The sequence below is a fragment of the Pseudoalteromonas sp. QJM3NY_22 genome (assembly GCF_056173065.1).
The window spans coordinates 1,379,032-1,401,025 of record NZ_CM149655.1 but is presented as its reverse complement, the minus strand read 5'-3'; the positions used below and the strand labels follow the sequence as shown (position 1 = coordinate 1,401,025).

16 protein-coding genes, 1 other RNA gene and 2 pseudogenes are annotated in these 21,994 nt (G+C 37.9%); 10 read left to right on the top strand and 9 right to left on the bottom strand.

Annotated elements, in window-relative coordinates:
• The first annotated feature begins 99 nt into the window (after positions 1–99).
• A complete protein-coding gene (mnmC, locus tag AC0VZ4_RS06160) occupies positions 100–2,109 on the top strand; it encodes a bifunctional tRNA (5-methylaminomethyl-2-thiouridine)(34)-methyltransferase MnmC2/FAD-dependent 5-carboxymethylaminomethyl-2-thiouridine(34) oxidoreductase MnmC1 (protein ID WP_475441203.1) in 2,010 nt (669 codons plus the stop codon).
• Positions 2,110–2,412: 303 nt separating this feature from the next.
• On the opposite strand, the gene AC0VZ4_RS06155 is transcribed toward mnmC, so the two are convergent.
• A complete protein-coding gene (locus AC0VZ4_RS06155; RefSeq protein ID WP_475439680.1) occupies positions 2,413–3,174 on the bottom strand; it encodes an IS5 family transposase in 762 nt (253 codons plus the stop codon).
• A 379-nt stretch (positions 3,175–3,553) separates the two neighbouring features.
• Between AC0VZ4_RS06155 and AC0VZ4_RS06150 the strand changes: the two genes are divergently transcribed.
• Positions 3,554–5,173 carry an IS1634 family transposase gene (locus tag AC0VZ4_RS06150; protein WP_475441202.1) on the top strand — a complete coding sequence of 540 codons (1,620 nt, stop codon included), beginning with the start codon at positions 3,554–3,556 and terminating at the stop codon, positions 5,171–5,173.
• Between the two features lie 90 nt (positions 5,174–5,263).
• On the top strand, positions 5,264–5,899 hold the full coding sequence (locus AC0VZ4_RS06145; RefSeq protein WP_033028238.1) for an SDR family oxidoreductase: 636 nt from the start codon (positions 5,264–5,266) through the stop codon (positions 5,897–5,899).
• 206 nt (positions 5,900–6,105) lie between these two features.
• On the opposite strand, the gene AC0VZ4_RS06140 is transcribed toward AC0VZ4_RS06145, so the two are convergent.
• Entirely contained in the window at positions 6,106–6,867 is a 762-nt protein-coding gene (locus AC0VZ4_RS06140; protein ID WP_008136354.1) for a sulfite exporter TauE/SafE family protein, read from the bottom strand.
• 217 nt (positions 6,868–7,084) lie between these two features.
• Between AC0VZ4_RS06140 and AC0VZ4_RS06135 the strand changes: the two genes are divergently transcribed.
• Both AC0VZ4_RS06135 and AC0VZ4_RS06130 read left to right on the top strand, forming a co-directional pair.
• Complete coding sequence (locus AC0VZ4_RS06135; protein ID WP_475441623.1) at positions 7,085–8,050, top strand: YHYH protein; 966 nt, start codon at positions 7,085–7,087, stop codon at positions 8,048–8,050.
• A 13-nt stretch (positions 8,051–8,063) separates the two neighbouring features.
• The gene (locus tag AC0VZ4_RS06130; protein WP_306723798.1) at positions 8,064–8,378 is read left to right on the top strand and encodes a hypothetical protein; all 315 of its coding nucleotides are present in this window, start codon (positions 8,064–8,066) and stop codon (positions 8,376–8,378) included.
• An 11-nt stretch (positions 8,379–8,389) separates the two neighbouring features.
• Here the strand turns inward: AC0VZ4_RS06130 and AC0VZ4_RS06125 are convergent, their stop codons facing one another.
• Positions 8,390–9,928 carry a DUF2235 domain-containing protein gene (locus AC0VZ4_RS06125; protein ID WP_475441201.1) on the bottom strand — a complete coding sequence of 513 codons (1,539 nt, stop codon included), beginning with the start codon at positions 9,926–9,928 and terminating at the stop codon, positions 8,390–8,392.
• Between the two features lie 926 nt (positions 9,929–10,854).
• Here AC0VZ4_RS06125 and AC0VZ4_RS06120 point away from each other — a divergent pair.
• Positions 10,855–12,035, top strand: a protein-coding gene (locus AC0VZ4_RS06120) for an IS3 family transposase (protein ID WP_475441200.1) whose coding sequence is annotated in 2 segments (ribosomal slippage) — positions 10,855–11,113 and positions 11,113–12,035 — 1,182 coding nt in all. Because the reading frame shifts where the segments join, the coding sequence is not laid out codon by codon here.
• Positions 12,036–12,182: 147 nt separating this feature from the next.
• On the opposite strand, the pseudogene AC0VZ4_RS06115 reads toward AC0VZ4_RS06120, so the two are convergent.
• Positions 12,183–12,373 (bottom strand): annotated as a pseudogene (locus tag AC0VZ4_RS06115) (tyrosine-type recombinase/integrase); the annotation flags it as partial.
• Positions 12,374–13,002: 629 nt separating this feature from the next.
• Between AC0VZ4_RS06115 and AC0VZ4_RS06110 the strand changes: the two are divergent.
• Positions 13,003–14,142, top strand: a complete 1,140-nt coding sequence (locus AC0VZ4_RS06110) for an AAA family ATPase (protein ID WP_475441199.1) — start codon at positions 13,003–13,005, stop codon at positions 14,140–14,142.
• Positions 14,139–14,624 (top strand): hypothetical protein, encoded by a 486-nt coding sequence (locus tag AC0VZ4_RS06105; protein ID WP_033023932.1) that lies wholly within the window; start codon positions 14,139–14,141, stop codon positions 14,622–14,624. Before AC0VZ4_RS06110 ends, AC0VZ4_RS06105 begins: the two co-directional genes overlap by 4 nt.
• A 3-nt stretch (positions 14,625–14,627) precedes the next feature.
• Here AC0VZ4_RS06105 and AC0VZ4_RS06100 read toward each other — a convergent pair.
• The 3 genes and pseudogenes from AC0VZ4_RS06100 to ssrA all read right to left on the bottom strand — a co-directional run.
• Positions 14,628–14,828 (bottom strand): annotated as a pseudogene (locus AC0VZ4_RS06100) (tyrosine-type recombinase/integrase); the annotation flags it as partial.
• Positions 14,829–15,080: 252 nt separating this feature from the next.
• Entirely contained in the window at positions 15,081–16,340 is a 1,260-nt protein-coding gene (locus tag AC0VZ4_RS06095) for an IS256 family transposase (RefSeq protein WP_475439694.1), read from the bottom strand.
• Between the two features lie 241 nt (positions 16,341–16,581).
• Positions 16,582–16,938, bottom strand: a transfer-messenger RNA (tmRNA) gene (ssrA, locus tag AC0VZ4_RS06090).
• Between the two features lie 560 nt (positions 16,939–17,498).
• On the opposite strand from ssrA, the gene AC0VZ4_RS06085 reads away from it, so the two are divergent.
• Positions 17,499–19,124 carry a DUF342 domain-containing protein gene (locus AC0VZ4_RS06085; RefSeq protein WP_475441198.1) on the top strand — a complete coding sequence of 542 codons (1,626 nt, stop codon included), beginning with the start codon at positions 17,499–17,501 and terminating at the stop codon, positions 19,122–19,124.
• Here the strand turns inward: AC0VZ4_RS06085 and rnt are convergent.
• Positions 19,108–19,800 carry a ribonuclease T gene (gene rnt / locus AC0VZ4_RS06080; RefSeq protein WP_475441197.1) on the bottom strand — a complete coding sequence of 231 codons (693 nt, stop codon included), beginning with the start codon at positions 19,798–19,800 and terminating at the stop codon, positions 19,108–19,110. The two genes, AC0VZ4_RS06085 and rnt, sit on opposite strands and share 17 nt — an antisense overlap.
• 207 nt (positions 19,801–20,007) lie before the next feature.
• Here rnt and AC0VZ4_RS06075 point away from each other — a divergent pair, with 207 nt between their 5' ends.
• Positions 20,008–20,886 (top strand): flagellar protein MotY, encoded by an 879-nt coding sequence (locus AC0VZ4_RS06075; protein WP_475441196.1) that lies wholly within the window; start codon positions 20,008–20,010, stop codon positions 20,884–20,886.
• A 17-nt stretch (positions 20,887–20,903) separates the two neighbouring features.
• Here AC0VZ4_RS06075 and AC0VZ4_RS06070 read toward each other — a convergent pair whose 3' ends face one another.
• On the bottom strand, positions 20,904–21,800 hold the full coding sequence (locus tag AC0VZ4_RS06070) for a DMT family transporter (protein ID WP_033031020.1): 897 nt from the start codon (positions 21,798–21,800) through the stop codon (positions 20,904–20,906).
• Positions 21,801–21,994 lie beyond the last annotated feature (194 nt).

Here is a 21,994-nt window from a genome sequence, read left to right as displayed (position 1 = left end):
ACACTTGTACTCTGAACCGCCAGCTTATAAATAACGCCAGACTATTACAAAGAAAACACGTAAAATAATTAAAAAATATATCTATAAAATTAAAAAATCATGATCAAAAATGCACATATACACTTTAATAATTTAGGTACACCTTTCGCTAATGACTTCGGTGATATTTATTTTTCTAATGACGATGGCTTAGCTGAATCGCATTATGTGTATTATGATCAAAATAATATAGATGCACGATTACAAAATCATGACCAACCACATTTTGTTATTGCCGAAACTGGCTTTGGTACAGGTTTAAACTTTTTAAATACATGGCAACGCTTTACTGACCACCTTGCACGTCAACAAGTTCAAAATCAATTAGATAATGGTGTTAAACGCTTACACTTTATTTCATTTGAAAAATATCCACTGCACATAGACGATTTAAACAAAGCACTACAGGCATGGCCATCATTAAGCGCCTTTAGTAACAAATTATCTAAACAATACCCAATTAATTTAGAAGGATGCCACAGACTCGAATTTGACAATGGACTGGTTGTTCTCGATTTATACTTTGGTGATGCACTTGAATCAATACAAGCTATGAGCTATCCGCAAATAGGAATTGTTGACGCTTGGTATTTAGATGGTTTTGCGCCAAGTAAAAACCCCGAAATGTGGCAGCAAAGTTTATTTAATTCTATGGTCAATATATCAAGGGCAAGTGCAACCTTATCAACATTTACTTCAGCAGGTTTTGTTCGCCGTGGATTAATTGATGCAGGCTTTAATACTAAAAAAGCCAAAGGCTTTGGCCAAAAAAGAGATATGCTTGTTGGCCAACTAGAGTGCGTAAATGATGCTCAATCAGCTCCTGCATATTTTCATCAAGATAGCAGCGCTTTAAAAAATGTAGCGGTCATTGGCGGCGGTATAGCCAGTAGCTGCATTTTATATAGTTTGGCTAAACGAGGCATAACAAGCCAATTATTCTGCCAAGATGAAAAGCCCGCAATGGGCGCTTCGCATAATGTACAAGGTGCTATTTACCCTCACCTACAAGCTAAAAATTCACCGCACAGTGAATTATTCGCACATAGCTTTTTATACGCAAAACGTTTGTATAACCAGTTACTCGGTAGCGGCTTTAGCTTTGATTACGATTGGTGCGGCGTATTACAGCACGCAGTAAAAAAGCCTCTGGCCGATAAACATGAAAACTTAGCACAAAAACAACTGTGGCCAACCCAGCTAATGCACAACGTAACCGCAGAGCAAGGCGACGAAATAGCCGGCGTAGAAACAGGTTATTCGGGCGTGTTTTTTGAACAAGGCGGCTGGGTTAACCCTCCGCAACTAGTCAATGCCATGCTAAAAGCAGCACATAGCTTAATGCCCTTTAAAAGCCTATTTAACTGTAATATTGAACAGCTTAAAAAAACCGAAGACGGCTGGTTTTTATTAACTAATAGCGAGCAACTAGGTCCTTTTAGTGACGTAATTATATGTGCGGGTGAACACAGTGATTCATTTGAGCAAACAAAAGCGTTACCTATTGTAGGCGTAAGAGGTCAAGTTTCGCATGTTCAGGCAAGTGAGCAATCACGCAAACTAAAAACAGTACTATGTCATAAAGGCTATTTCACCCCTGCTTATTTAGATCATCACTGTATGGGTGCCACGTTTGAAAAAAACACTAAAAGTCGTCAAGTAACAGATCAAGACAATCAATTAAACCTAGAGCAACTACTTAGCTTTTATCAGCAAAGTGAATTTGCCTCAACCCTTGGCACTATAACTTCTGCAAAAGCAGCTGTTCGCTGCACATTTATAGATCACCTACCAATGGCAGGACAATGGTGTGAACAACGTGATTACATTACAGCCTTTGCTAACTTGCGCCTAGGTAAGCGCTATCAGTACCAGCAACTAACTAAATCACAGCAAGGTCTGCATATTTTTACCGGTTTTGGCGCACGTGCTTTGTGTAGTGCCCCACTCAGTGCAGAGCACCTTATTAGCTGTTTAAACAATGAGCCTCGCCCGTTAAGCGAGCGTATTAGCCAAGCTATTCATCCTGCCCGCTTTATAGTTCGTGATTTAATACGTAATAAAATATAAAGGCATTTATGAAAGTATTATCACTGAGTATATTATTTTTAATTTTTGCAATATTTAGCAGCCCTAGCCAAAGCGCCATTACATAATAAAGGAAACAATACCCATCGAACCCTTTTCTATAACTACCAAAAACACAGTGTAAGAATAAGTTTGTACCAACGTGATTATGTGACAAAAATCAGTATTATTATTGAAAAATAAACGTAAAATAGTCATTTTTATCATGCTCTGTTAAGTATCCAATTTAAACCACGTTATTTTATTTAATATTACTAGGGGCTGTTGATCTTTGTAGTATATATATTAATCAGCCCATATTGGTAGCCACATCATAGTGAATGCTAAAGCGAGCATGGAATGATAATTCCGCTCAAGCTTTTCATACCGTGTGGCTATCCCTCTATATTGTTTGATCCGACCAAAGGCATTCTCAACTAAGTGCCTATATTTGTACATGCACCAGTCAATATCTTCATTACCCACTAAACTGTTATCCTTGCGTGGAATAACGGGTGTAGCGCTATTGTCACGAATAAACTCTCTTAGTTTTTCACTATCGTAGCCTTTATCTGCGACAACAACATTACTCGTTGGGCAATTGGCTACAAGTGACTCTGCATGGACGATATCATGCGTATTTCCACAGGATAATTCATAATAAACAGGCAATCCTCCGCTATCTACTGCAAGATGAATTTTAGTCGAATTACCACCTCGACTCTTACCGATTGATTCATTGTCAGCGGTTCTTGCACCGCAACTATGCTGGTGAGCCCTGACAATACTGCCATCAATAAAGATCCAATCCATATCAGCATAGTGGGATAACACTCGAAATAATTCATTCAAAATATCTTTTTTGGACCATAAATTAAATCGTCTATAAATAGCACTCCACGAGCCGAAATAAGACGGTAAATCTCGCCAAGGAATACCGGTACGCATCCTATAGAGTATGCCTTCGAGCGTTTTTCTATGCTCAGGCTTATTATAAATTCGACCACTTAAGTGCATTACTTTTGATAAGACATTCCATGTCGCGTCTGTTAACATTAATCTTGGCATGAGGGTTCGGTGTAACGTTTTTTAGCGAATTCAATTATACCTTATCCTTATGCTGTTTGTTTTTTATACCGCAAAGATCAACACGCCCTAATTAAACTCAAATTTACCCTTTAAAAATAAACGCCTACCCCAAGGTCTGTTTACACAGCACATTACTTTTCAATTTATTTATACCAACAGCATTAAATTAGTGATTTATTATAACGATGAAAAATAGCTTAATAACAAAGTAAAAATTATGACACAGAGTGATCTGTATAAATAATTTTAACAACGTTAGTAACAGACATTGATCAGACCAATTTCAAAAATTTCGATTTAATTTAAACGCTTAATTCTCTTTAATTTGATAAAATAACATCTCAACTTTGAGGTGTATATGAATCTAAAAATCAAACGGTTAGACCATCACGGTATTGTTTCAGGTGTTATAGAAGACTTAAAAATTGTCAGCCTTTTAGATCAATACTTACCTCAAGACGATAAACAAGAAATCACCCCCGGTGAAGCTGTAAAAGGCATGATCATGAATGGACTCGGTTTTGCCAATCGACCTTTATCACTCAGCCCTCAATTTTTTACTAACTTGCCTCTTGAACATTTATTTCGTGAAGGGGTTCAAGCATCACATTTTAATCGTCACAAACTTGGTAGAACTCTCGATCAATGCTTCGAGTTTGGCTGTGAAAGCTTATTTTCATTAGTCTCCGGACAAGCATGTGAAATAGAACAAGTTGATAAAACCTTTGAATCACTTGATACAACGAGTCACTCACTGACAGGTGAATATGCTTTTGATGATGGAGATAGTGATGAAAACGTCATTAAAATTACTCATGGCTATAGCAAGGCTCACCGTCCTGATTTAAAACAAGTCGTACAAGAAATCATTGTTAGCCAAGATGGTGGGATCCCGCTTGCATGTAAAAACTGGGATGATAACAGCGCAGACACCGCTATTTTTAAAGCGCGAAGTAAGGCGCTTGTTGACGAGTTCAAAAAAAGCCAAGCTCCTAAATACCTTGTGGCAGACTGTAAACTTTATCATAAAAGTAATGCTGAGTTTTTAACCAAAATTCAATTTCTCACGCTAGTACCTTCAACAATTTCTCTTGAAAAATCCTCTATAAGTACAGCCATAGCAGCCAACCAATGGGTTAATATTGATGATAACTATCAATATGTTGTTGAAGAGATTGAGCATATGGGGATAAAGCAAAGATGGATGATTATTTATTCAAAAGCAGCTAATAGCCGAGCACAAAAAAGCATTGTTCGACAAGTTGAGCGAGCACACACAGGCATCAAAAAAGACCTCTTCCATTTACAAGCTCAACGTTTCGCTTGTCAAACTGACGCACAACGCGCATTAGATAAATTAGCGAAAAAGATGAAGCATCATCAAATAGCGACTCAGCAATTTATTAAGCATAAAGTCTATGAAGGTAAAGGGCGACCTAAAAAAGATGCGCCAGTAAAAAATATTGAATGGCAAATCACGGCAGAAATTGAAGAAAACGAAAGCGCAATAAAACAGATTGTAGAACAAAAGTCATGCTTCGTATTAGCAACGAATATTGATAAAGAAGCCCTTTCACCAGTAGGTTTACTTAAGCATTACAAAGCACAATCTGAAGTAGAAAAAGGGTTTAGGTTTTTAAAAGACCCCTTGTTTTTTGTTTCATCATTATTTATCAAAAAGCCAAGTAGAATAGATGCTCTGTTGATGGTGATGACACTTTCATTGTTAGTTTATTCAATCGCGCAAAGACGAATGAGAGCGAATATGAAAAAAGAAAAAGCCACGATAGCGAATCAAATCAATAAAGAAATATCTAACCCAACATTACGTTGGGTCTTTCAGTGTTTTGAGGGAATTAATCTACTCCAGCAAGGCGACAAAATCAGCTTGGATGGTTTTGATGAGTTCAGGGAAAAGATAATAAGGCTCATTGGTGGACATGCGTTGCATTTATATAAAATCCAAAAAGTTGCCTAGGGGTCTGATCAATGCCTGTTAGTAAGTTACTATCTTCGCCAGAATATTCACTTTTTAATAAAATTGGTACTAGTTAAGAAGGAATTAATTATGAGCAAGACCTTAATTATTGGCGCAAGCGGTAAAATTGGTAAAATGACCACTGAGTTATTATTAAAAAATGAACAAAATGTGGTTGCCCTAGTGCGTGATAAAAACAAGCTAAGTGATTTAAAAAGCCCTTTTTTAAGTATTGTAGAGCAAGATCTCGAAGGCGACTTTAGCAACGCGCTAAAAGGCTGCGATCAAGTTATATTTGCTGCAGGTTCGGGCGGTAGTACTGGCGACGACAAAACCGTTTTAATTGATTTATGGGCAGCAACTAAAGCTGCAAACTACGCCCGTGAACATTCAACAAAACACTTCATCATGGTTAGCTCTATTGGTGCAGACGATCCCGACTCAATAGATGGCGACTTAAAACCATACCTTGTAGCTAAGCATATGGCTGATGAGCATTTAATTAACAGTGGCTTAAATTACACAATTATTCGCCCTGCTACATTAACCGACGAAAAAGCATCGTTAGCAGTAACAACCGAACGCCCTAAAGATAGTGATAAAGCTAAAATTAGCCGAGAAAATGTTGCTAATGCATTACTTCATATTGCAACTAACAGCCCAAATAGCAACCGTATTTTTGAACTGTTCGATGGTGACAAACCTATCAAATCCGCTGTTAAATAAACGCCAACAAAACCACAAAATTAGTACAATGTAATACCAATCCCTTAACCAGAACTCTGGTTAAGGGATTGGTATTACATATTGAACCATAATAATATTTAAATTTATTTATCTCTAGCCAGAGCTTTCAGTGAGAACAAAGTAAATTCAACGCAGTTAGCGCTTAAAATAACTACTTGAGATAGATTTATTGCCCAGAGTTCAAGTTAATTAAATATTACCTCAAGGCCCTGCCAAGCTAGCTGTAATGCCAGTAATGTTAATATGCATTTAAAAATACACTTAAATTTTTCTGTCGGTATACGATGCAGTAATCGAACACCCAACCATGTACCTAATGCACCACTTAAAATCATTGCTCCAACCAAAGGCAACCATTGCCAAAAGCTAAAACCAACCGCTGCATATACACCCGCTTTAAATAAATGTTGAACCGACATAATGCCAGAAAACGTCGCCGTAAATCGCAGCTTGCTGTAATTGCTCATGTGCAAGCAACTTCCAACGAGTGGGCCACTTGCCCCAACAAACATAGAAATAAACGTGGTAACAAAGCCGGAAAAAAAACGCCACACGACCGAACTGCTTTGTAACGCATTGGGGATTTTTCCCCACAATAAATAAATTACAAAAAGCCCCGCTATTAATTTCATAGCATCAAGTTGAATATCGACAATAACAAAACTCGATAATATAGCCCCTGCACTCCCTCCAAGCGTAAAATAAATAAACATTTTTTTGTCTATATGCTTAAAAGTGAGTAATAACCGATTTGTGTTCGAACCTAATTGCACAAGCCCATGTACAGGCACAACCAACGTCATTGGCATAAATGATGCCATTACAACAAGCAACATCAACCCGCCGCCGGCACCAAATGCAGCTGAAAAAAATGAAGTGAAGCCCGCTAACACAATAAAAACGCTCGCCAACAGAGGCGAAATAAGATCAGTGGTAAATAAATCCATCTGTAAACCATGCTTTTAATAGAGCCATAATAATGGCGATTAAATATACCAAGGTCTACTGCTATTTTTCATCAGCCTGAACAGCCATTTACCTGCGTGTAATGTTACTTAATTTTTGCGCTTTATTTGCACATTTAACAAATACCCTATACCCCACTTCATTATTTGGATTAATCACGTGATAAAACTAAAATCAGAGTTTTTAAAGCTTGTTTTCATGAGTGTAACAGCCATTGGGTTATCAGCATGTGGTAGCAATAACGACAAAGACACAACTGAAACAGAAGCGATTATTATTGATAATACTTCACCCAATACAACAACGACTACAGTAATTGAAGTAGACCCTTTTAATTTCGAAGGTGGTGCATTGGTATCAGCTATAACAACTCAATTGTGTACATTGAGTAATGGCGATGAAACATCATGCTATAAAATTGAGATTGCAGGTGCACCTGCAAATCATGAAATAGGTATTTTTTGCCCAAACACTATTACCTCAAATGCTGATGAAGCGGGTATTTGGTTTGATGGTAATGGCGAGGTATATGACATTACCGGTGATTTTATTTTAAATTTACCCGCATTATATAATGATAGCCACTGGCAACTTTATGACGAAAGCACAGGACAAGTAAATATCACAAATACGTATGCATCATGCGATGGTGCAGCAAGGCCCAATGTAGAAGAACAATACCAAAACCACTGCGTAGAATGTTCAATAGAGTATGTAAATGGTGGTATCTCGCAATCATTTTTAATACCTATAACCCCCGTAACCGCAAACCAAGCAAATAGTGTTGGTAGATCAAATATAGGCATCGCGCTTAATGGAGTTGTGTTAGCTGCTCCAGCCCCTGTAGATGCCATTTTAAGTGCCTATACCATAGCCGCATTTGATGATTGTGCAGGCCACATAAACCTTAATGAAGGCTACCACTATCATGGCGAAGCAGGTTGTAGCCAAACGCAAGCTCAATCAGACGGACATGCTGCAATGGTAGGTTATGCATTTGATGGTTTTGGGATCTTTGCCATGCTAGGGAGCAATAATACAGAACCAACTGATTTAGATGAATGCAGAGGACATTACGACGACACACGCGGCTATCATTACCATGCAGCAAGCGTCTCAGAAAATATGTTTATTGGTTATTACAAAGGCGAAACCGCACAATAAAAAGGACAACAACATGAAAATGTTAACTATATCAAAAATGGTTATTGTGACTTTTACATTAGGCAACTCATTTTATGCGTTTAGCCACGCAGGCCATGGTAATACCGCACCTTGGCATGCATGTGAAAACAAAAACCTTAACCAAACGTGCACCTATACAACACATAATCAAAAAGCAACCGGTACTTGCCAAGCAATGAATAATGTACTTATGTGTGTACGTACTCAACCTCTCGAAAACATAATAGAAAAAGCCACTAAAAGGACGAAAAATGAAGTGACTCCTCAAAGCTCTGCTTATAAGTTAAGTAAACAGGCTACACATTAATATTTTAGCCACTACGACTTTCGAGTTACCCTGAGTTGAATGCAGCCTTGATTATTATGGTACAAAGACCACACATCATTTGGGAAAGCATAAAAATAGCCCGAGGAGCTAATCTGTAACGTCTTCGAGTTTTTTTGATAATGCGAGAGAGCTTCATACTGATGAGGGTGCGGACTACCATCGTTTGTAACCGCCTGCGCTTTACCAGAATCGTTTGCGATACACCCAACAGCAATAAACCATCGCATATGCTCTACCCGTTTAGTTCCCCAAAAATCGGTAGAGCGATTCTGCGTTGCTTGTTTAAATTTACGTTCAGTCATTCCCAAAATAGACGATGCAAATCGAATAATGTCGCCCGCCGTTAATTTTCCATCCTCTGTACCAAGCCAATCACATTCATCTTTACTATCTTGCCACTCGCCTTCAGAGTCAAAAATATACCGCTCACCCTTATTCATGTAAATATACGTTGAAGTCCAATGTTGCTTAGCAAATACATTAACAACCGTCGATTCCCCAACCTCTAATTTTATTGTTGGCCAATATTCAGGATGTTCAATAGGCGATATTTCTTGACGCTCAAATACACTTTCGTGGAAATTTTCATTATTTGCTGTAATCACACAATCCACATTGCGCGGACGAGATCTAAACTTAGCAAATATTCCTTTAAATGAATTATGAAGTACGCCACAAGGATTTGGATTAAGCTGATTTAAAATGTTATCCCGAAAAAACAAACCGCTCTCCTGCGCTTCCTTTATCATCCACTCAAGTGCAATATCTGATAAATCTGTATCATAATACCCGCCACCTACATCGGAATGTACGCCCGGAAACCACATTTCTTTAACGTCTCGATCAACTAAATTTTCACTCCAGCGAGTAACACAAAAACTACTTCGCTTCTCATCCATTGCCATTGCGTGCCTAGCAATACTTATATGTTTTCCCAAACTAGTATCGTGAAAACGCCATGACGCAGGGTTATCCAACAAGTTAAATAGCTCCATGTCATTTGGTATACCCAATGCCCCCACCGTTTCCCATACGCCTATAAAATGAATAGGTAAGCTTTTTTTATTGTTAATATATAAACTCTTAGGGATCCTCTCTAGTTTTGACTTATAGTTTTCAAAATGTCCGTGAGTCTTTTCCCACCGCGCTTTGTTATTTTCAAGCTTATTAAAATCAAGTAGCCCAAGCCCTAACAACCCACCTAAACTCCTCGCCGTAAATGCTCCTCGGCTAAACCCAAAAATAAATACTTTGTCGCCTTCGTTGTAGTTACTCGCTAACCAATGATAAGCACTACAAATATGCCTTTTTATACTTTTACCTAAAGCTCCATCAATTATAGAATCTTTTAGCCCCGTTTCTTCGCCCCCAAGACCTGGGTGGTAGTACAACTTTTGTGTGACTTCTGAATTATCTTTTTTCGCTAGCGCGTGGTAGAGCTTGACGACATTGGTTGGTGCGGGAGCACCATTGTCTTCTTGTTGAGGATTATTCCATGTGCCGTCACAACAAATTACTAAGTTAGCCATAATTAACTTCCTTGCATCAATTAATGTTTATTATATCAATTCGCTTAATTAAGAGATTATTTTGAGCTAAGAAAATCGTATCGATAATAAGGCAAAAATTTCGTTATTTAGTTGTTATCACTCATTGCTCTGCATCCAGCATCGAGATGTAGTCGTATATCAGAAATTTTTAACGCAGTTAACGTCAGATTTAATCCCTCAAATTGATTAAGTATTATTGCGGATTGGTATTACTTATTGTTACTTGAGTTCAAGTATTAAGTGACAAACGTTAATTAGTCAAAAATAAAATCCTAAAAACGAAGATCTGTAGTCTAAAAACACATTGTTAATGATGCTCTAAAATTGGCAGATATTTTGAAATATTACAGACAATAAAAAGCAGCTGATTTCTATAATTTGCGGGTTTCTTATGGTTTTCGAATAACGAGTTCAAAACCTTTGTTGGCTGGGGGGATTTGACCCAGTCCGAAAGCCTCAATTGTTATAGCTAACCAACAAAAACAACAATTTATTTCAAAATCAGAGTGTTACTATCTTATATTAGTCTATCTGGCTCTTATGTTATTTTTTGATTATGGACAGTAGATGGACATATTTATTTGACCGGAAGTAAAATTCTTGAAACTATAAGCATGGGATAAATACACTCTAGGGAATTAAATTGACAAAATCCGCCACTACCGCCATACAAAAAAAGAAAAATTTAACTGCTTCTTTTTATATTTCAGGTCAAGATAATAAATCACAATCCATAACCACAGCGGAGCATTTCAAAGAAGCTTATTCCCGTCATTGCAAACTTGATTGTATAACTAAGCGAGAACCCATCAGTAGACCAATATTAGGTGTAGTGGTACAGTGATTTTGGCCACCCATTAAGAAAGAAATGTTATGCTAATAAGCATACAAATTTGGGTGAAAAAATGACGAAATTAAAACGCGCAACATATTCAGCGGCAATTAAATTAGAAACGGCTCAGCTTGTAGTAGACCAAGGTTATACGCAAGAAGACGCAGCAAAAGCGATGGGGGTGGGTAAATCAACCGTAAGTAAATGGGTTACTCAATTAAAGCTAGAACGCAATGGTCAGACACCCTTAGCTTCACCAATGACGCCCGAACAAATTGAAATCCGTGAGCTTAAAAAGCAAATACAACGCATTGAATTAGAAAAGGATATATTAAAAAAGGCTACCGCTCTCTTGATGTCCGACTCCCTGAACAATTCTCGTTAATCGAGAAGTTAAATCAACGAGAGCGTTATCCAATTAGTCTGCTGTGTAGCGTATTCAATGTGCATCGCAGCAGCTATAAGTACTGGGCCATACGGGATACAACGCCGACACCTGAGCAAGTAAGGTTAGAGGCTGAAGTAAAAGCAATACATGCGATGAGTGGTGGTTCAGCTGGGGCACGGACAATCGCAGCGATAGCAACGAACAATGATTTTGAATTGAGCCGTTATCGTGCAGCTAAGCTAATGGTTAAATTAAAGCTCGAAAGCTGCCAAGTACCTCAACATTCATATAAACGTGGTGGTAATGAACACCTTGAAATCCCAAACCTGCTTGATAGACAGTTTGATGTTGTTGAGCCTGATACCGTGTGGTGCGGTGATGTGACGTATATTTGGACGGGCAATCGCTGGGCTTATTTAGCCGTCGTTATTGATTTATTTGCACGCAAAGTGGTTGGCTGGGCAATGTCGTTATCACCAGATACTAATTTAACGCTAAAAGCGCTTGAACTCGCGTATGAAAGCAGAGGAAAACCGACAGGACTGATGTTTCACTCTGACCAAGGTAGTCATTATACAAGTTTAAAATATCGCCAACGTTTATGGCGCTATAAAATCACACAAAGTATGAGCAGGCGTGGAAACTGTTGGGATAATGCGCCAATGGAGCGATTTTTTAGAAGCTTTAAGACGGAATGGATGCCAAAGAGTGGATATGGAAATTTTATAGACGCTAAATATAGCGTTAGTGATTACATAAATGGATATTACAATAATGTTAGGCCGCATCATTATAATGCCGGTTTAGCGCCAAATGAATCTGAGGTCAGATACAAAGATTCTAAAACTGTGGCCAAATTTTATTGACCACTACAATAAAGATATGTTTGAAGGTTTTGACTTAAAATTAGATGTTTTCTTCTTGAATACTGGTTTTGGCTTTTTAGTCTCTGCTCTGATCCTATTCTCATTTTCATGGAAGAAATTCACTCTTATTATAAAAGAGTCATGAGATTATTGTTTTGGTCCAAATTTAATCACATCCTCTAAATGACTTGGTGCAAAGTGCGCGTAAACCATTGTTTGCTCAATCTTTGCATGACACCAAGTATTTGCTGCAATACTAAAATATTACCTCCGTTCATCATAAAATGACTTGCGAAAGTATGCCTTAAAACATGGCTACATTGCCCCTTTGGCAAGTTAATATTGGTTTTACTTACTGCACTGTACAACGCTGAAATAGCAGCTAAGGCTTATACCAACCTACATAAATCTTTGTTCAATTTAACGAATTAAATTGCACTATAACGTCGTTAAAATTTTTTATTTAGAACAACTAGATACAAAAATCTTTGTCTAGTTCTAGCGTAATTTTCTTAATGTTAAATAGACCCCATATATAAGCAGATTGGTCTTAGTTATTACAAACTACAAACGTTAAACAATCATTAATAATTAAATTATAAGCATAAAAAACCCGCAAATTTGGATTAACAAATTTGCGGGTTTTTTATGGTTTTCGAATAACGAGTTCAAAAACCTTTATTGGTGGAGCTGGGGGGATTTGAACCCCCGTCCGAAAAGCCTCAATTGTTATAGGTAACTAATAGAAACAATGAGTTACCTTAGTATCAAGCAGTTAACCTCTAATGTTATCTTATATAATCTAATGCAAACTATTATTTGTGGTCACTGACTGGTCAATAAAACTTACAGCCTAAACACGTGAATTTGACGTTTTTCGTCAAAAAAACCTATTTAGCTTGTTAATTTAGGTAAACCTCTCTATCATCCATATTGTTTCAATTCGTAGATATGAGGTTATCACCAAATGATTTTAGAATATGGCTTAAAGAACTTTTTTGGGTTCAAGGAAGGTTGTATTGTTAACTTTAGAGTTCCAAAAAAAGTATCTAAAAAAGGTGTCGCTGATTTTCTGTGCGTAAAAGGCAAAAATGCCTCCGGTAAGACAAATTTGTTGAAGGCTTTATCATTCATCAGTGACTTTTGTACTGACTCTTTTCAAGATTACAAACCTAAAGATTATATAAGAGTAGAGCCTTTTTTTAGAAATCAAAATCCTATTGAGTTCTACATTGAATTTATATGGAACAATTGTGAATACAGCTACGAACTATCTTTAACTGATACCGAAGTTTTCAGTGAAGTTCTTTATAGGAAAAATAATAGAAAAGTAAAAATAATAGAACGACAAAAAAATGAATTTACTCATCTTATTTCGGAGTTTTCTGAACTCGCGTCAATGAAATTACGAACTAACGCTTCTTTTATCAGTTCTTTTAAACAATATGATTTAGATTTGATGGACTCGTTATCAGATGTTTACTGTTTTTTTGACTCTATCACCTATAACGTTAGTTACGGTGGCCTAGTAAAGCATCTCCCTGATATAAACCAAATATCTAAAGTTTTGTATCACAATGAAGAAATGTTTAATTTTACAAAAGATATCATTGTTGCAAGTGATACCGGTGTTAGTGATATTGTAATACGACAAAAAGATGATCAAGAAACTGGGAGAGTTATTTATACCCCTCTTTTCATACATGAAGTGAGTGGTGAATTACATCCATTACCAATATTTGCAGTATCAAGTGGTACAAAATCGCTATTCACTCAATTAGGTAAGTATCAAAATGCTTTGAAATTTGGTGGGGTTTTATGTATCGATGAATTTGATATTAATCTTCATCCTCATATTTTACCTAAATTAATAGGTCTTTTTGATTGCCCAGAAAATAATCCAAAGAATGCCCAACTAATTTTCACAACTCACAATTCTGAAATTATGGAATATATGGGGAAATATAGAACTTACCTTGTTGAAAAAGAAAACAATGAATGTTTTGCATACCGATTAGATGAAATACCGAGTGATATATTACGAAATGATCGCGCAATTTTACCAGCATATAATAGCGGTAAATTGGGTGGAGTTCCTGTTCTATGAACTTCAAAAATCACAGAAAACAAAGTTTCCTAGATCGATTCCCTACAGCTAGCCTTGATAGCCCTGAAGATAAAATAGCTAGTTTGTGCAAATTTAACTTTTCATATTTTACTCACGACCAACCTGCTGGCCAAAACTTTTCCGATTGGACTGAAGTACAGTTACAAAAGCTACTTGATAAGTTAGTTAATTATTCAAAAAAGCCCTTAGTACAATGGGAGAAAGAAAAAATAGGACAAGGAAAAAACCACGTCTTAGAGGTTTATGGTTCTTTTCCAAAAAAATCTGACTTTACTCAACCCAAGCATATTCCTCACCAAGCTAAGTGGGCTAGATTTAGGTTAGAAGGTTCTGTTAGGTTAATAGGATTTGTTATTCCAGATGATTTTAACAAAAAGGAGCAAAACAAATCCTCCTATAATTTCTGTTCGAACACTTTTTATATTGTTTTTCTAGATAAGGACCATAATTTTTACAAATAATCGCTAGTTTATTTTTGGACCTAACTTAATAGCATCCTCTAAATGACTTGGTGCAAAGTGCGCGTAAACCATTGTTTGCTCAATCCTTGCATAATCAAGTATTTGTTGTAACAGTAAAATATTCCCTCCGTTCATCATAAAATGACTCGCGAAAGTATACCTTAAAGCATGGCTACATTGCCCCTTTGGCAAGTTAATATTGGTTTTACTTACTGCGCTGTACAACGCTGAAATAGCAGCTAAGGCTTATACCAACCTACATAAATCTTTGATCAATTTAACGAATTAAATTGCACTATAACGTCGTTAAAAATTTTTTATTTACGACTGCATGGATGCAGGAGGTAGAGCAATGCAGGGAGCAATTGCCGAGAACAACTAGATACAAAAATTTTTGTCTAGTTCTAGCATAATTTTCTTAATGTTAAATAGACCCCATATATAAGCGAGTTATTGTCAAATCTGGTGTATGAGCTCATCTTGATGCTCTGTTTGATCTTGAGTTATTCTTTCGCCGTCTTTAAATTTTACCCCTGTAATTACTTCAGCCAGTAGCTTAAACCCTCGCAAGCGGTACCATTTTTTCTCTGCCGACTGCGCGAGTTTAAAAACCATCATTAAGGTGGTTGTCCGGCTGCCACAACTCTTCACTTTATGCGTTCTCAGCCTTACCGTCGCAAACGTTGACTCTATCGGATTACTCGTTCTTATGTGCATCCAATGCTCAGCAGGATAATCATAAAATGCCAGCATTTCATCTTTATCCTTCATCAAGCAATCCGTCGCTTTTGGGTATTTGACTGAGTAATTTTTAACAAATAAATCATACGCTTTATAAGCAGAAGCTCGACTCTCTGCCATCCAGATATCTTGTAAATTCGCTTTGATTTTAGGTTGCATTGATTTCGGCACTTTGTTTAGCACATTCGCGATTTTATGCACCCAGCAACGTTGATGTTGGGTTGTTGGCCATACTTTGGTGAGGGCATTCCAAAACCCCAGCGCACCATCCCCTATGGCCAATTTTGGTGGTATTGTTAGACCCTGTGAGCGCAACTGATTTAACACTTCAGTCCAGCTCTGCTCAGACTCACGAACCCCGTCAACCACCGCCAATAGCTCCTTTCTGCCCGTTTCATCTACCCCCATAATTACCAGTAAGCACAGCTTATCATCCATTCGAATTTTACTGTAAATCCCATCGGCCCAGATATACACATATCGACGTTTAGCCAAGGAACGTTTAGACCACTGCTGATACTCCGTTTCCCAGGTGGATTTCAACCGAGAGACACTATTGGCCGACAAACCTTTGGCTTGCTCGCCTAAAAGAGACACTAAAGCGGGCTGCATATCACCCGTCGAAATTCCTCGTAAATAGAGCCATGGGATCAGCTCTTCGATATTTTTTGTCCGTTTCAGATAAGGCGGGATCAAGGCACTATTGAATTTAATGCCTTCCTTTTTTCGATCCCTGACTTTAGGTATTTTGACCTCAATATCACCAAGGCCTGTTTGGATCGTACGCTCAGGCTGGTGACCATTTTTGACGATCCGCTGAAGTCCCTCGACGGTCTCATGCTGGTATTGAGCCAATAAAACAGCCAACTCAGCCTCAATCGCTTGAGCTAACAACTGCTGCGCCCCGCTTTTAAGCAACTGCTCTAACGGATTGTCTGGTTTTTCAATGGAAATAACATTATCATTTTCAGTCATTGCGATGTCTCTCTGGTTAATTGTTGATCTGGTCAAGATCAATTAACAGATTACATCGCAATGACTTTTTCTCATACACCAGAAACGACTATAGCTCTATATAAGCAGGTTGGTATTAGTTATTACAAACGTTGAACAATCATTAATAATTAAATTATAAGCATAAAAAAACCCACAAATTTGGATTAACAAATTTGCGGGTTTTTTATGGTTTTCGAATAACGAGTTCAAAAACCTTTATTGGTGGAGCTGGGGGGATTTGAACCCCCGTCCGAAAAGCCTCAACCGTCGGTACTACATGTTTAGTATCGTCATTTAATTAACCTTTAAATCTCGGACGAACACGATAGATAAAGGCGAGGCCGCTTAGTTTTAACGCTTCAACCCCGGCCAGGGTTTCCGTCGCGATCAGGTGTTAGGGTGACACTCCAAAATCCAGTCCACAAGAATACATGGAAGGAGCGCTAGCTAGCCTAAGCTGCTAGAGAGTAGTTATCGTCGTTTGCGATTACTTTAGGTTGCGGCTTTTTAACGAGGCAAACCGCACCTCGACATGCACCTTGGGCGTCTTGAATTCCGTCGAATCCTAATCAGCCCCTGAATCAGTAAACTCATTCAGAGCGTGCGGGTAGTATAACTGAGTAAGGCGCTGATACTCAAGAACTAACTCGCTTTTATTTTATCTGTTAGGACTCGCTGACCTTTTAGGTTGAAATTTGTTCTATATAGAGGTGATTTAATTGCGGCGCGAGGTTTGTAGCCTAGCCTAGCAGTAGGTAGTAGGCTAAGTAAAAATCGAGCAACAATGAGTAAATAGCCCTTGGAGCGAGCCCAAAGGACAGCGTGTGTTTGGCATTTATGCTACGTTATCGCCTATCTATGGGGAACAACCGCACAGCATAGGCTTTGCCTTGCGTAAAAAACAAATACACTTCGGCAAATTTAACTTCAAAAAATAAGCAGACCCTCATACTAACTGCCTATTAAATAATCATATTTTTATAAATAGCTGCATAGTTAAACAACATTTACTTAACACGAGACTCCAGTTGTGCTCCAATAGAGTGCTGGCTTTTTTGATCGGATTAAAAATGCACCTTAAAGCAATAAAAAATATAACAATTATAATAACAGGCACATTAAGTAGGGAATAAATAAATGTCGGTTTTTTCATTTAATGAAGAAACGGGGTACTTATCTTTAATAGCACACCCTGTTGATAGTGGTTTTCCAATAACTGCAACGCAGTTAATTGAACTGCTAGAACAATCTGACTACTGTGATTTTGACGTTATTTCGGCTAACATTGGTAAACTTTTTTCTCAAAGCAAAGATTATAAAGAAGAGTCGTTAATTATTGCTCAGGCTGTAAATGCAACTGTTGTTATTAATATCGATGAAAAAGGCATGGTAGCAGAAGCAACCATTACCACTACAAAAGGTGGTTTATTATTATCGATGGAAGGTGCGCAAAAAGCACTCGCTGATGCCGGTGTTAAAAAAGGAATAAGCCCTCGCGCGCTTGATTCCTTTTTAGGTCAACAGTTTGAACAACCAGCTGGAAGCTCTTACAGTGCAATAATTGCTCACGGACGTAACCCTAAAGATGGCAAAGATGCTAGATTTGTTCGTTTATGCTCAACAGCCCAAGATCGTGTGCTTAGCCCTCAAGCAACTCAAGGCGGTAAGGTTGATATGAAAAACCTTGGCGCAATCATCACGGTAAAACCAGGTACACCTCTTATGCAGCGCATACCCGCAACTCGCGGTGAAGATGGCTACACTATATTTGGTGAAATTATTCCTGCAACACCAGGAAAAGAGCACCAATTACAACCTTTCGAAGGGACTAAAATAGACCCCAACAACCCAGATATACTTATTGCAGATTGTAAAGGTGTACCCGTTGCTTTGCCTCGTGGTATGCGTGTAGATGATGTTTTATGCTTTGATAACATTGATGTAAGTACTGGCCATGTCGATTTTGATGGTAGCGTAATAATCAGCGGTGATATAAAAGACGGTATGCATGTTAAAGCAAACGGCGATATTACCGTTTTAGGGTTTGTAGAATCAGGTATTGTTGAGAGCAAAAGTGCTGTAACAATTATGCAGGGGGCTATTGGTCGAAAACGCGAAAATAATGAAGCATTTACATGTCATATTACAGCTTTGCGTACTATTTCAATTGGCTACGCTCAATATTGTAATATAAAAACAGAACAAGATTTATTTATTGAACGCCAAGCACTGCATTGTGATATGAGTGCAAGGCGGTTAATACGCGTTGGTAAAGCAGATAAACCTCGCGGTAAAATTATTGGTGGCAATATTTTAGACGCTATGCGTATTGAAACCGGCGAACTCGGTGCACCAGCGGGAACAAAAACTCGTGTGCTTTTAGCACAAAACTGGTTTGAACTTCGTGACAAGCAGATCCAAATTGCTGATTTTGAAAAAGTGCTTGCAACTAAAGTAACTGCTTTAAAACAAGCTCGTAAAAAAGCGGGACAAGTTGCAGAGCCCACTCAGCGTCAGCAGTTATTGAATAAAATAACCGAAAATGAACAACATATAAAAGCACGTACAGAGCATGTTAATCGTCAAAAATTGTTGATTAAGCGAAAAATCACGCAATTGCTTTCAAGTTGCCGCTTAAAAGTGAATGAGTTAATGCACCCAGGGGTAGAGCTTAAAATAGCAAAAGATTCAAAACAGTTTTCGCGTATTTATCCACCCCATTTATTAAAACTAAATGAAGGAAAAATTACTCAGTCATTTTAGTTTCTGTGCCATCTTGTGTATCCACTTCGGCGTCACTATCATCTAGTGGCGCTAACGGCCAACCACCTAGTTGCTGCCAACGGTTTACAATTAAACAATACAGCTCAGCGGTACGCTCGGTATCATAAAGTGCTGAATGTGCTTGACTGTTATCAAATTCAATACCGGCAGCGCGGCATGCTTTAGCCAATACAGTTTGCCCTAACGCAAGTCCTGCAAGAGTGGTTGTATCAAAACTTACGAAGGGATGAAATGGTGTTCGTTTTATATTATTACGCTCTATAGCTGCATTTAAAAAGCCATGATCAAACGCTGCGTTGTGCGCCACAATAACAGAGCGTTGACACCCTGCTACTTTTTGAGCTTTGCGTACCACTTTGCAAACTTCTTTAATAACGTCTTCTTCTGGCACTGCGCCGCGTAATGGCGAAAAGGGATCTATACCATTAAACTCAATTGCAGCTTGCTCTATGTTTGCGCCTTCAAATGGCTCTACATGAAAGTGCACGGTATGATCTATGCTGAGCAACCCTTCGTCATCCATTTTTAAAACTGAAACGGCAATTTCTAGTAAAGCGTCTGTATTTTTATTGAAGCCCGCTGTTTCAACATCAATTACAACCGGAAAAAAGCCACGAAAGCGTTTTGCGAAAAGTGTTTGCTCAGTATTTGCCATAGTATTCTTGGTTTATAGGTATAATCCCACTATTATGTCAAAAGTGAGTACCTTTCGGCTAGTGCATTGCTAGATTAATTGCGCCTTAAATTGTAGGCATGTAATTTGCTTTAAAGTTTAAGCTAGCTAGGTGTTATTGACCTTGAAATATAATTACTCTGTATTTTGCCAAATTATTGGCATGAAAGATGTGTTGGAGCATGCCCCATGAAGTTTAAGTTGCTATTAATTAGCCTGAGTATCACCAGCGCACTATGCCATAGTAGTGCCTATGCTGCTATGCGCCAATATACAGCTAATCAAGATAACTCTAACTGGGAAGTGGTTAAAACAACAAGGCTACAATGCCAATTAAATCATGAAGTTCCTTACTATGGAGAGGCTATTTTTAAAGCTTCAGCAAGTAAAAACAAAAATCTCAGCTTTCATTTAGATATGGTTGTCAGGCCTAAAAATTATGACATAGCGGGTTTAAAAGCAGTCCCCCCTACTTGGCGTGCGGGCTTACCTACGCGCGATATTGCCAATATGAAGTTACTCAAAAAGTTTGACGGTGAGCTAGACAATAAAACATCATGGGAGATGCTAACCGAACTTGAAAAGGGCTTTTACCCTACCTTTTACTATCAAGACTGGCAAAACAGTGCCGATAAAATTGCCGTTGGTATTTCAAGTGTTAATTTTAAACAGGCGTATTGGGCATTTTTACAGTGTCGAGATGAATTACTCCCTTATAGCTTTGAAGATATTTCATTTACCATTATGAATTATCAATCAAATAGCAGTAAGTTAACTAAATCTTCGCAGCAGCGTTTAGATAAGATTGCCGAGTATTTAAAAAACGACCCGAGTATTGAATCCATTAGCATTGATTCGTATACCGATAGCTATGGCGGACGTTGGAATAACCTTGACCTTTCACGCAAACGTGCAAAATCAATTAAAGATTACATGGTTAGTTTAGGTGTTGATGAAGCAAAAGTGCAAACAACTGGTTTAGGTGAAAAACGCTTTGTGGATACAAACGAAAATATTTTAGGGCGTAATAAAAACCGTCGTTTAGTTATCCAAATAGCTAAAATGTGATCACACTGAGGGCGCTTTTAGTCTTGGGTTTTTAATTTGGTCGATTTCAAAAATTTGTCTCCAAATTGAAAAAAACCTAAACTAATCAAAATAATAACAGCGCCTATCAGCAACTCTCGACTAAGCATTTCATTATTTAGCCATGCACCTAACCCTAAAGCAAAACTAGGGGTAATTAAGGTAGTAAGTGCTACTGTACTTGCATTTAAGTTTTGTAAAACATGAAAGTAGGCAAGCGCACCGATCAGTGATCCAAACACGCCTAAATACCCAATAGCCCAAAGTGATTTTGCGCTCCAATTTGCAGTATTCAACTCTCCATCGAGTAACCACCACGCTATAAAAAATAGTGGCGTTACAAACACTAAAGCACCAAAGGTGGTCGCCATTGGGTGAATTGCTATTTGTACTCGCTTTATCATTACCCCACTTAAGCTAAAAAAACACACAGCCATAAACACATAAAGTAGGCCTATACCTTGGGTTTGTGAGTGCTGCACTTGATTGTAACTAACAAAATATAAACCGATTAATGCACATGCCAGTGCCATTAACTTAATTGGGCTAAATTTGGGTTCGTTTAGTAGTTGCTGAGCGAGTAATCCCGACAAAATCGGCGCTAGACCAAACATGAGTGAGATAATTCCTGAGGGAACCGTTTTGGCAGCCATATAGCTAAGTAACATGCCACCAAAAATACCAATGCTCGAATAAAAATAAAGTAAGCACGCATTTTTACTCCAAGGTACTCTAATATTCGTAATAGCAACTATTAAGCCGCCTATAAACAATCCCACAAGCATACGCATGAGGACTGCAAGTGTTGGCGATACGCTTTCGCTGCTCCACACTATCCCTAGCGGCGTTGTAGACCATATGAGAACCATTAAAAAATACGAGGCTTTAACAGGCACGTGCCATCCCTATGCTTTTTATAAATGAATATATTAAAGAATAAATTATACGCTCACTACTGTGTTTTAGTACTTTTTAAACACTAAACGCCTTAATAAATACAGCTGTAAATTGTAAGTTACATTTTAATTGCAGCGTTTTATTATAAAACTATTTGAGTTTTAGGTAACTAGTTATATCGTACATGTATATT